The sequence below is a fragment of the Trinickia sp. EG282A genome (genome assembly GCF_040965455.1).
In the GTDB taxonomy this organism is placed as follows: Bacteria; Pseudomonadota; Gammaproteobacteria; order Burkholderiales; family Burkholderiaceae; genus Trinickia; species Trinickia symbiotica.
The window spans coordinates 139,883-150,825 of record NZ_JBFRCC010000004.1 but is presented as its reverse complement, the minus strand read 5'-3'; the positions used below and the strand labels follow the sequence as shown (position 1 = coordinate 150,825).

Sequence of the window (10,943 nt, the reverse complement as noted above, 5' to 3'; positions counted from 1 at the left end):
CCTGCGAGAGGCGCACGTTCAGAGGCGACCAGCGCCGCCCGGTGCAACGGGGAAGAACGATTTATCGCGCGAGCCGGAACTCGAGCTCGGTGTGTCCGGCGGCGCGTACCTGCTTCAACGTCAGTGCGTCGGCACCGAGCGTTTCGAGCCAACGGCGATAGGCGCCTTCGAGAAACGCCGTTGCCCACGTATCGGCTCCGGGGCCGAACGCCGCAAGCGGTGCACAGAGATGAGTCAGGCTGAGATGATCGGATTCGTCGGCGAGGCGGACAAATCCCCAATCGAGTCGCGCCCAGTTCGCGTTGAGGGCGGTGGCAAGGTCGTCGATCGTCTCGCATTGACCGAGCGGATGCGCATCGGCAAAGCGCTCGCCGATGCGCGCCATCAACTGCCTGAGCTGCGCATGATCGAGCTCGCTCTCGAATTCTTCGGCGAGCGCGGTGAGAAATCCCTGCCATTGCGGCGAGGGATGTGTGCTCGCATAAAAGGCGAGCATTGTCGTAGCGAGCGGCGTTTGCATGGTCTTTGCAAGGCGTTCTTCGAAGTTGTCCAGGGCGTCGATCCGCACCTCCGATCTTTGCCGGCGTTTGGGCGCTCGGTTCGAGCCTTCCGACCGATGATGCGACGCGGGACGCATTATGCCCTGCCAGCGTTAACGCACTGTTGACAATCGTCAAAAATAACTGGCGACAGTTAACGTAGCGCAACACTGTCCGGCATTTGTCAGTTCTTTACTTTTTTTATTTAGCACGCATTGCGTGAGCGGCGGGGCCCGGCAATTTGCCAAATTGCGAAACGCGCAAAGGTTTGCGCTTATTCATCGCATGGCTCGACAGGTTGCACTCGTCTAATTGAGACCCTTCGCATACCGCCTTCGATTTTTTGCTGATTCACTCCTTTCCTGACCGTTTGCGGGCGCTGCGCCCAGGGGCCGAGCGCTCTCGCGTCCGACGGGCTTACGACACCTACGCTCGAGAAAGGAGTTGACAGAATGGACCGCTTGACCAAAAAGGAAGCCCTGCTGGGGCAATCGTCGGCGATGCTTGCCGGCGCGATATCCTTGTTCGCGACGGTGCTCGCGCTTGCCGCCTCATCGATATGCTTCGCCGCTCCCCCAAAGGCATCCGCCGACACGGCGAGCTCGGCCGGGCACTACGCGGCGACCCGCTATCCAATCGTGCTCGTGCATGGACTCTCGGGCACCGACAGCTACGCGAATTTGCTCGACTACTGGTACGGCATTCCGTCGGACTTGGAATCGCATGGGGCCGCGGTATTCGTGGCGAATCTGTCGGGCTTTCAAAGCGACCTGGGCCCGAACGGGCGTGGCGAGCAACTCCTGGCGTTCGTCAAAGAGGTGCTTGCCGTGACAGGTGCCCGGAAAGTCAATCTCATCGGCCATAGCCAGGGCGGCCTCACCGCGCGCTACGTCGCGACCGTCGCGCCCGAACTCGTCGCTTCCGTCACGACGATCGGCACGCCGCATCGCGGCTCCGAGTTCGCGGACTTCGCAATCGACGCGATGCGAAAAGACCCGATCGGCCTTTCGGAGCCCATCGTCGCGCAATTCGCCAAGGTGCTCGGGGCGCTCGTCAGCAGCGACCACAACTGGAACCAGGATGCGGTGGGCGCGCTGCAGTCGTTGACGACGGCGGCCGCCGCGTCGTTCAACGAAGCCGTGCCGAGCGCGGGGCTCGGCGCGCCGGGCTCTTGCCGCACGGGGGCGGCGACGGAAACCATCGACGGCAACACCCATTTCCTTTATTCGTGGACGGGCGACGCGATTCAGCCGTCAGGGACGACGCTCGGCATACGCGGCGCGACCGATACGAGTGTGTCCGGCGCGTTCGATGTCGCCAATCTCGCCGATCCCAGCACGCTGACATTGCGGGGAACGGGGGCGATGATGATCAATCGCGGCGCCGGGCGGAACGACGGTCTCGTCTCCGTCTGCAGCGCGCTCTTCGGCGATGTGCTGAGCACGAGCTACCGGTGGAATCACGCAGATGAAATCAACCAATTGCTCGGCGTGGTCGGGCAGTATGCCGAGGATCCGGTGGCAGTGATCCGGACGCATGCGAATAGGCTGAAGCTGCAGGGGCTCTAACTCATGAACGCCTGTGTAAACCCACGGAAGGCGGCACTGATCGCTGTAATCGTCGCGCTGGCGATGACGGGCGGCGCAAGCGCGGCATGGCTGATCGGCGGGCTGGGCGGACGGGCTTCGCCACGCACGAGCGCGGTTCCCGCGGCGGCACGCAGCGCCGGGTTCGGCGCTCTTGCGAGAGCATCGTTCATTCGTGCGCGACCGCGTCCGGCATCCTCGTCGGCAGAAGTATTGCCGTCATCGCTGAGCGGGTCACTGCCACCCCGACTACCTCTCGATGAGAGCGGACGTCTTGCGCGAGTGCGCGCGGTCCGCGACTTCTTCGATTACTTCCTCACGGCGCAGCACGACGTTTCGGCTGATACGCTCGACGCGCTCATCCGTCGAGAGGTTGCCGCGCAACTCGAGGGTACGGCAGCGCAGACGGAAGCGCTCGACCTCTGGCAGCGATATGGCGCTTATCGCGACGCAGTAGCGCGCGTTGGAGCTTTACAAGCAACTCAGGCGGTACCGGCCGACACTGCGAACGGCGCGCCGATCGATCTCGATACGATGCAATCCACGCTCGACGAGCGCGCTTCGATCGCCGGGCGCACGATGGGCCTGGACTGGAGCGAGGCGTTCTTCGGCAGCGAGTGGCGGCGGGCGCGCTACGATCTCGCACGCTGGCGCACGATGGCCGATTCCGCCCTCACCGATGCGCAGAAGGCTGCGCGGCTGCAGACTCTCGCGGATACCCTGCCGCCCGCCGAGCGGACCGCGCTCGAGCGTGAGGCGCGGCGGCAGGCCTCGGTGACGGCAATTGCGCAATGGCGAACGCAGGGCCTCCCGCCCGATCAGCTGCGGGCGGCGGCCACGGAGGCGCTCGGTGCCGAGGCGGCGCAACGGGTCCTGCAAATGCAGACGGACGAAGATGCCTGGATAACCCGTTACTCGCAGTACGCGGTAGAGCGCGCGCATATCGACGCGATGAGACTTGCGCCCGCGGACCGCGATGCGCAGCTCGGTCGATTGCGCGACCGATCGTTCGCGACAAGGGGCGAGCGGCTGCGCGCCGCGTTGCTCGATCGTGGCTCGGCTTCGCTGCCGAGTGCAGATGCCGAGCCATATCATCGATGAAGGCAGATAGTGAATACCGACGACGTGAGCTGAAACAGGCGCCGATCGTTATGTTGCCGCCGCGTTATGAGCGAGCGCACGCGCCGCGCGAGGCTGCGCTCGCACGAGTAAATAGAAGGCGGCGACGTGCGTGATCATCAGTAGCGGCACGTAGACGATCGGAATCACATAGGCGCTACCTAACTCGCCGGCAATCTTCGGAAGGTCCAGTTGGACCGCAAGCGAATAGTCGACGATGAGGTCGGTCACTCCCACGAGGTTAAAGGCGATAACGAACAGCCAGAAGAGCCTGCGCAGCCTGGCGGTGAGGAGCGCCATCATAGCCAGCACTCCGGTGGCGAGATCGCCGTAGGCCGACCACGTGGCGAAGGCGGGGGGCAGATGAGGGCCGACGACCCCAGGAAGGATGAAGACAAGACCAAAAAACCGAAAGCTGTGCAACGTGGCGATAGCGCGTTGCGCGTCGATGCGATCCATCGATTTCAGCTTAGGCCAGATGTAGGCGCTGAAACAAAGCAGCCACGCCACATAGCCCGCCGCGAGATGGATCCGAAATAGGGTTTCCGTCGACATGCCGTCCTCCATGATTGAAAGCGCCTTCGAGCCGGACCATTGGCTCGTTCCTGTTCGGCAACATAGATGTACCATTGCTTCCACTGATTGACTATTCGCGACAATGTCGACGAGGTATGAAGCAAAACTTCACAGTCAGGCAGGGCGCGCTCGACGGCGTCGAGGCGTTTCTCAGCGTCGCTCAGCACCGCAGCTTTCGCAAAGCGGCCGCCGAACTCGGCGTGACGCCGTCTGCGATGAGCCAGGCGGTGCGGTCGCTCGAGGCGCGTGTCGGCGCAACGCTTTTCATACGTACCACGCGCAGCGTCGGCCTGACGGAAGCCGGGGAGCGTTTCCTTGCGCGCGCCAAGCCCGCTTTCGAGGAACTCGTTGCCGCCGGTGAGCTCGCGCGCGAACTCGGACAGAGGCCGACCGGCCGGCTGCGTCTTTCAGTGCCGCCCGCTGTCGTGCCGATCCTGCTGCAGCCGCTGATCGCATCGTTTTGTCGGGCCTATCCCGAAGTCGAAGTGGAAGTCTCGGCTAGCGAAGAACTCGTCGATCTCGCCGCCGAAGGGTTCGATGCCGGGATTCGGCTAGGCCAGTTCATCGCCGCCGACATGGTGACTGTGCGGCTGACGCCTCCGTTCAGCCTGATCGTCGTTGGCAGCCCTGCCTACCTCACCGATCGTGGCCGGCCCGAACGGCCCGATGATTTGCGCGGGCACGCATGCCTGAGACTGCGTCGATCGAACGGGGCGCTCGCGCCATGGCCCCTCAGCAGCAATGGGCGAGCGGTCGAGATTGCCGTTTCGGGCCCGCTCATCGCGAGCGACTTTCTCACCGTGCTGGGCGCGGCTGTCGATGGTGTCGGGCTCGCGCAAGTGCCCGAGCCGATCGCTGCCGATTTGCTGGCGCAGGGCAAACTGGAACGCGTATTGGAGCCGTTCGCGCCGAAGGTGCCCGGTGTGTTTCTCTATTATCCCGATCGCAAGCAGACGATGCCGAAGCTGCGAGCGTTCATCGATCACGTGAAGAGCGAGCGCGCACGCCGTTGACCGGCTCGTTCAAGGTCGAGCCGCTATTGCGAAAACTCCTCGAAGACTAGCTGCCTGAGCCACTGATTGCTGGGCTCCCGATGATTGCGTGCGTGCCATAAGACGTTGATCGTGATGTCGGGAATCTTCACGGGGCACGGTGCGCTATCGAGGCCGAACGGCGCAAGCGTGCGAGTGGCATACGCCTGCGGGACCACGGCGATCAAGTCCGTTGTCTGAAGAATGTGCCCCACCGCCACGAAGTGCGGCACGCGCAGACAAACGCGCCGCGGCACGCTTGCGCGCTGGATCGCCGCGTCGACCATCCCGTGGCCCGTGCCCTCCGCGACGATGGCAACGTGCTCGGCCTCGAGAAACGCCTTCATCGTCATGCCGCTCTTCGCCAGAGGATGTCCTTTCCGGAAGAGACACACGTATCGTTGCTTGAACAAACGACGTTGAAAGAAGCCCGTTTTCAAATCGGGCATAAAGCCGATGGCCAGGTCGACTTGACCGGTCTCCATGGCATCCCGGAGCGCATCGGGATAGTTGCGCACGGTGCTGATCGTGACGCCCGGCGCTTCCTTCGCCAATCGCTTCATGAGCGCGGGCAGGAAATAAATCTCGCCGATGTCCGTCATGGCGACGGTGAAGGACCGGTTGCTCGACGTGGGCTCGAACGTCGACGTCGCGTTGAGCGTGTTGTATATCGCCCCCAAAGCGTAGCCGATCGGTTCGGCGAGCGATTCGGCGAACGGCGTGGGCATCATGCCTTTCGACGTCCTGAGAAACAGCTCGTCGCCGAGCAGCTTGCGCAGGCGGTTCAACGCATTGCTGATTGCCGGCTGCGAGATGCCTAGCGTCTGCGCCACGGTGGAAACGCGCCGTTGCCTGAGCAGCTCGTTGAATACGACGAGCAGGTTCAGATCGATGTCCTGAAGCTCCATATCCGTGTCTCCTGGTCCCATGCGGCGGTCCGGTTGGGACTCGCGCTCGAGTGCTCGCCGGGCGCTCGCGCTCCTTGGCGGCATTATCACTTTGGGTGATGTGGATTATCAAGGAGTTTCTATTTATCAATACCATGTGCAGCGGCATCATGGCACGACGAATTGACCAGCCCCGGAGACACTGGCGCCATGGAAGTATCGATTTTGCCGCTCAAGCGCGTGCTGGACGCACCGGCCGGCGAAAACCTGCTCGACGTGCTGCGTGCGCACGACGTTCCGGTTTCCTATAGCTGCATGGCCGGCCGTTGCGGCACCTGTCGTTGCCGCGTGGTTTCAGGCAACGTGCTCGTGACGGGCGCCGCCGAGACGAACGCGCCGGCGGCCACGGGGCAGACCGTGCTGGCCTGCCAGACGACCATCGTCGAAGACTGCGCGATCGAATTGCCCGAAGTCGACGAAATCGTCGTCCATCCGGCGAAGATCATCAAGGCCACGGTCGTCGGTATCGAAGACATGACGCACGACATCAAGCGGCTTCGGCTCGCCCTGTCGAAACCGTTCGAATTCTCGCCCGGGCAATACGCGACGCTGCAGTTGACGCCGCAACATAGCCGGCCGTACTCGATGGCGGTTGCACCGAACGCGGGGGAGGTCGAGTTCCATATTCGGCTCGTCCCGGGCGGCCGAGCTACCACCTACGTAGCAACCCAGCTGAAAGTAGGCGACGCCGTTCGCCTGAGCGGCCCGCTCGGCACGGCCTACCTGCGCCGCAAGACGACCGACCCCATCGTATGCATTGCCGGCGGCACCGGCCTCGCACCGATTCTTTCGATTCTGAGGGGCATCGCCGATGAAGGCATGACGAACCCCGTGCAACTGTATTTCGGCGTGCGCTCGCCGGACGACATCTATGGCACGCATTGGATCGACGAGCTTCGCGAACGGCTCCCGAATTTGACGGCGCATGTCGTCGTGGCTGCGGCTGGCAAATCGGACCGATACCGCGGCGGCGTCGTGACCGAAGCCGTCGGCAAGGATTGGTCGAGCCTCAAGGGCTGGCGTGCCTATGTCGCCGGTGCGCCCGTGATGGTCGATGCCGCGTCGATCTTGCTGCGTCAACGCGGCGTCGCTGCCGAGCACGTCTATGCCGATGCGTTCTACGCAAGCGGCATATGACCTCGAAACTCGGCCGATGGCACAGAGAAACCCAGAGATCCCACGAATCCCCAGGAGACAAAGCATGAACGAGGCTCCTATTGCCTTCAAAGAACCCGTATGGAACGGCGCGGGATCGAGCCGCATTCCATTCAGGGCCTATACGGATGCCGACATCTACCGCCGAGAGCTCGAGCGACTCTTCTATACGGGGCACTGGTGCTATGTGGGCCTCGAGGCGGAAATCCCGAACCCGGGCGATTTCAAGCGCACGGTCGTGGGCGAGCGTTCGGTCATCGTCGCCCGGACGCAGGACGGAGACGTCAGCGTGGTCGAAAACGTCTGCGCGCATCGCGGCGTGCGCTTTTGCCGCGAGAAGTTCGGCAACCGCAAGGACTTCACTTGCCCTTACCACCAATGGAACTACGACCTGAAGGGGAATCTGGTCGGCGTGCCGTTCCGGCGTGGCGTCAAGCAGGACGGCAAGATCAACGGCGGCATGCCGTCCGACTTCGACCCGAAGGAGCACGGCCTCACGAAACTCAACGTGGCCACGCGAAACGGCGTCATCTTCGCGTCGTTCGATCCCGATCTGCCTTCGCTCGAAGCGTTCCTCGGCCCGACGATTCTGCGCTATTTCGATCGCGTCTTCGACGGGCGCAAGCTGACGATCCTCGGCTACAGCCGGCAACGTATTCCCGGCAACTGGAAGCTGATGCAGGAGAACATCAAGGACCCGTACCATCCGGGCCTGCTTCATACTTGGTTCGTCACCTTCGGCCTTTGGCGCGCCGACAATAAGTCCGAGCTGAAAATGGACGAGCAGTTTCGCCATGCGGCCATGATCTCGACCCGCGGCGCGGGCGGCAAAGGCGACGTGACGAGCGGCGTATCGAGCTTCAAGGATCAAATGACGCTCAACGACGACCGCTTCCTCGACGTCGTCCAAGAGCCCTGGTGGGGTGGCCCGACGGCGGTCATGACCACGGTGTTTCCAAGCGTCATCATTCAGCAGCAGGTCAATTCCTTGTCGACACGCCATATCCAGCCGAACGGGCAAGGCTCGTTCGATTTCGTCTGGACGCATTTCGGTTTCGAAGACGATAGCGGCGAGATGACGCGCCGCCGCTTGCGCCAGGCGAATTTGTTCGGGCCGGCGGGTTTCGTTTCGGCTGACGACGGCGAGGTGATCGAGTTTTCGCAGGAAGGTTTCGAGCAGAAGCCGTTTCACCGAACCATCGCGGAACTCGGCGGTCGCGAAATCGGCGATACCGATCATATGGTGACGGAGACGCTGATTCGCGGCATGTACGACTACTGGCGTCGCGTGATGGAGATCTGACGATGCTCGATTTCGAAACTTATCAGCAACTCGTCGCGCTCTATACCGACTACGCCGCGACTGTCGACAACAACGAGTGGGACAAGTGGCCCGAGTTCTTTACGCAGCATTGCGTCTACAAAGTTCAGGCGCGCGAGAACTACGACCGGGGATTTCCGCTCGCGACGCTGTCGTTCGAGAGCAAGGGCATGTTGAAGGATCGTGTCTACGGCATGACCGAGACGATTTTTCACGATCCGTACTACCAACGCCATGTCGTCGGTGCGCCACGTGTCATCGGCGTGGAGGACGCGCGAATCCAAGCCGAGGCCAACTATGCGGTGTTCCGCACTAAGCCCGACGAGATGACGACCGTGTTCAACGTCGGCCGGTATATCGACACGATCGTGCGCATGGACAGTGGCTTGAAGTTCGAATCGCGGCTCTGCGTATTCGATAGCGAGATGATCGCCAACTCCCTCATTTACCCGATTTGAGCCTCCTATGACCAAGCAATGGATCAAAGTCATCGATCTGGCCGCTGTGCCGGGCGACGACGTGGTGGCGGTCGAGGCCGCCGGACAAGAGCTCGCCCTCTACGGCGTGGATGGCGCTGTGTATGCCACGGACAACATCTGCACGCACGGCCATGCCCGTCTTTGCGACGGATTTCTGGAGGGACACGAAATCGAATGTCCTCTGCACCAGGGCCGCTTCGACGTGAGAACAGGGAAAGCCCTTTGCGAGCCGCTTGCGGCCGATATCCGCACGTATCCGATCAGGATCGTGGACGGCAGCGTTTTCGTCGAAATCTGAACGGACATCAACGAAAGGAGACGCCGGATGGAGACAGATTCGACACGTGAAGCGCGGTCGGCCTACTACGAGCAACTCGCAGCGCGCGGCCTTTCCCCGCTTTGGGAGTCGCTGCACAGCCTTGTGCCGAAGGAGCCGCGGCCGCAGGCCGTCGCGGCGATATGGAAATATGCGCGGATTCGCGACCTGATCATGCGGGCCGGCACGTTGATCAGCGCAGAGGAAGCGATTCGCCGCGTACTCGTTTTGGAGAACCCGGGCCTTGCCGGGAAAGCGAGCATTACTTCGACGCTCTATGCAGGCCTGCAACTGATTCTGCCCGGCGAAATCGCACCAAGTCATCGGCATACGCAGTCCGCGTTGCGCTTCATCGTGGAAGGCCGCGGCGCGTGGACGGCCGTAAACGGCGAACGCACTACGATGCACCCGGGCGATTTCATCATTACACCTTCTTGGACTTGGCACGATCATGGCAATCCGTCCGTGGAAGAAGGCGGCGAGCCGGTCGTATGGCTCGATGGGCTAGACATTCCATTGATCGCGAGCCTCAATGCGGGCTTCGCTGAAAACTATCCGCGAGCGACTCAGCCTATCGCTCGCCCCGAAGGCGACAGCTTTGCGCGCTTCGGCCACAACATGGTCCCGGTTCGCCATCGTGTCGACGATCCGAGTTCGCCTGTATTTAGCTATCCCTACGATCGTAGCCGCGAAGCGCTCGACATCCTTCACCGCAATGGCGAGCTCGACGAATGGGATGGCGTGAAGCTTCGCTACGTGAATCCGGCCACGGGTGGATGGCCGATGCCGACGATCGCCACGTTCATGCAGCTTCTTCCCGCGGGCTTCTCCGGCAGGCCCTATCGCAGCACGGATGCCACGGTCTACTGCGTCGTGGAAGGGCAGGGATCGGTGCGGATCGGTGATACGTCCTTTGCCTTCGAGCCGCACGACGTCTTCGTCGTGCCGGCGTGGCAGCCGGCCAGCTTGACCGCATCGACGGAAAGCGTGCTCTTCAGCTATTCGGATCGACCGGTCATGTCGGCGCTCAATCTGCTGCGCGAAGAGCGCCAATAACTTCAGTAGTGCTGAATCGATCCGGCAGGCGCTTAGGTCCCCGCTGCCCGCCTTCGATCGCAATTGCAATTGAACTTCCGATGTTCCATTTAATGTGAGGCCTATCGCCATGGCATTCGTTTTTTCTCCCGAGCCGCCCATCGCTGTGCCTGTCGCGGGCAGTGACGACAAATTCGCCGTGCGCCGCGTCTACTGCGTCGGGCGCAACTACGCGGCTCACGCGCGCGAGATGGGATTCGATCCCGACCGCGAGCCGCCCTTCTTTTTTTGCAAGCCGGCGGGCGCGGTGATTCCGGTCGCCTACGGCGAGACGCTCGAAATCCCTTACCCGTCACAGACCGCGAACTACCATTACGAAGCCGAGCTCGTCGCGGCCATCGGCAAAGGAGGCACGGACATCGCAGTGGCTGACGCGCTCGATCATGTCTGGGGCTACGCGGTCGGTCTGGACATGACGCGTCGCGATCTGCAGATGAAGATGCGCGAGATGGGCCGGCCGTGGGAGATCGGCAAGGCATTCGACGATTCGGCTCCGATCGGTCCGATCCATAAGGCAAGCGAAGTTGGCCACTTCGAGAGCGGTGGAATATGGCTGACGGTGAACGGCGCGACCAAACAAGAAAGCGATGTTTCGCACTTGATCTGGTCGGTGGCGGAAACCGTCTCTGACCTATCGAAGTTTTTCCGGCTCGAGCCCGGCGATCTCATCTACACGGGGACGCCTGAAGGCGTTGGCCCGGTGGTCAAGGGCGATTCGATGATGGTTGGAATCGAGCGGCTGGGCGAGCTGAGCGTGCGCGTGGATTGATTGCGAGGGC

13 protein-coding genes are annotated in these 10,943 nt (G+C 62.3%); 9 read left to right on the top strand and 4 right to left on the bottom strand.

What is annotated here, in order from left to right:
• Positions 1–61 precede the first annotated feature (61 nt).
• Complete coding sequence (bcsD, locus tag AB4Y31_RS20035) at positions 62–496, bottom strand: cellulose biosynthesis protein BcsD (RefSeq protein WP_368675920.1); 435 nt, start codon at positions 494–496, stop codon at positions 62–64.
• 495 nt (positions 497–991) lie between these two features.
• Here bcsD and AB4Y31_RS20030 point away from each other — a divergent pair, with 495 nt between their 5' ends.
• Positions 992–2,107, top strand: coding sequence for a triacylglycerol lipase (locus tag AB4Y31_RS20030; RefSeq protein WP_368675448.1), 1,116 nt, complete (start codon positions 992–994; stop codon positions 2,105–2,107).
• On the opposite strand, the gene AB4Y31_RS20025 is transcribed toward AB4Y31_RS20030, so the two are convergent.
• Positions 2,104–2,298, bottom strand: coding sequence for a hypothetical protein (locus AB4Y31_RS20025; RefSeq protein ID WP_368675447.1), 195 nt, complete (start codon positions 2,296–2,298; stop codon positions 2,104–2,106). The genes AB4Y31_RS20030 and AB4Y31_RS20025 overlap by 4 nt on opposite strands.
• 109 nt (positions 2,299–2,407) lie before the next feature.
• Between AB4Y31_RS20025 and AB4Y31_RS20020 the strand changes: the two genes are divergently transcribed.
• On the top strand, positions 2,408–3,226 hold the full coding sequence (locus AB4Y31_RS20020) for a lipase secretion chaperone (RefSeq protein ID WP_368675446.1): 819 nt from the start codon (positions 2,408–2,410) through the stop codon (positions 3,224–3,226).
• A 48-nt stretch (positions 3,227–3,274) separates the two neighbouring features.
• On the opposite strand, the gene AB4Y31_RS20015 is transcribed toward AB4Y31_RS20020, so the two are convergent.
• Entirely contained in the window at positions 3,275–3,799 is a 525-nt protein-coding gene (locus AB4Y31_RS20015; protein ID WP_368675445.1) for a hypothetical protein, read from the bottom strand.
• Between the two features lie 116 nt (positions 3,800–3,915).
• On the opposite strand from AB4Y31_RS20015, the gene AB4Y31_RS20010 reads away from it, so the two are divergent.
• Positions 3,916–4,833 (top strand): LysR family transcriptional regulator, encoded by a 918-nt coding sequence (locus AB4Y31_RS20010; protein ID WP_368675444.1) that lies wholly within the window; start codon positions 3,916–3,918, stop codon positions 4,831–4,833.
• 23 nt (positions 4,834–4,856) lie between these two features.
• Here AB4Y31_RS20010 and AB4Y31_RS20005 read toward each other — a convergent pair whose 3' ends face one another.
• Positions 4,857–5,759, bottom strand: a complete 903-nt coding sequence (locus AB4Y31_RS20005; protein ID WP_368675443.1) for a LysR family transcriptional regulator — start codon at positions 5,757–5,759, stop codon at positions 4,857–4,859.
• Positions 5,760–5,948: 189 nt separating this feature from the next.
• Here AB4Y31_RS20005 and AB4Y31_RS20000 point away from each other — a divergent pair, with 189 nt between their 5' ends.
• The 6 genes from AB4Y31_RS20000 to AB4Y31_RS19975 all read left to right on the top strand — a co-directional run bounded on the left by AB4Y31_RS20000 (position 5,949) and on the right by AB4Y31_RS19975 (position 10,933).
• Positions 5,949–6,935 (top strand): 2Fe-2S iron-sulfur cluster-binding protein, encoded by a 987-nt coding sequence (locus tag AB4Y31_RS20000; RefSeq protein WP_368675442.1) that lies wholly within the window; start codon positions 5,949–5,951, stop codon positions 6,933–6,935.
• Positions 6,936–6,999: 64 nt separating this feature from the next.
• On the top strand, positions 7,000–8,256 hold the full coding sequence (locus tag AB4Y31_RS19995) for an aromatic ring-hydroxylating dioxygenase subunit alpha (protein ID WP_018440040.1): 1,257 nt from the start codon (positions 7,000–7,002) through the stop codon (positions 8,254–8,256).
• A 2-nt stretch (positions 8,257–8,258) separates the two neighbouring features.
• A complete protein-coding gene (locus AB4Y31_RS19990) occupies positions 8,259–8,732 on the top strand; it encodes a nuclear transport factor 2 family protein (RefSeq protein WP_368675441.1) in 474 nt (157 codons plus the stop codon).
• Positions 8,733–8,739: 7 nt separating this feature from the next.
• Entirely contained in the window at positions 8,740–9,051 is a 312-nt protein-coding gene (locus AB4Y31_RS19985; RefSeq protein WP_018440038.1) for a non-heme iron oxygenase ferredoxin subunit, read from the top strand.
• A gap of 27 nt (positions 9,052–9,078) precedes the next feature.
• A complete protein-coding gene (gtdA, locus tag AB4Y31_RS19980) occupies positions 9,079–10,125 on the top strand; it encodes a gentisate 1,2-dioxygenase (protein WP_368675440.1) in 1,047 nt (348 codons plus the stop codon).
• Positions 10,126–10,234: 109 nt separating this feature from the next.
• On the top strand, positions 10,235–10,933 hold the full coding sequence (locus AB4Y31_RS19975; protein WP_368675439.1) for a fumarylacetoacetate hydrolase family protein: 699 nt from the start codon (positions 10,235–10,237) through the stop codon (positions 10,931–10,933).
• Positions 10,934–10,943: the final 10 nt, after the last annotated feature.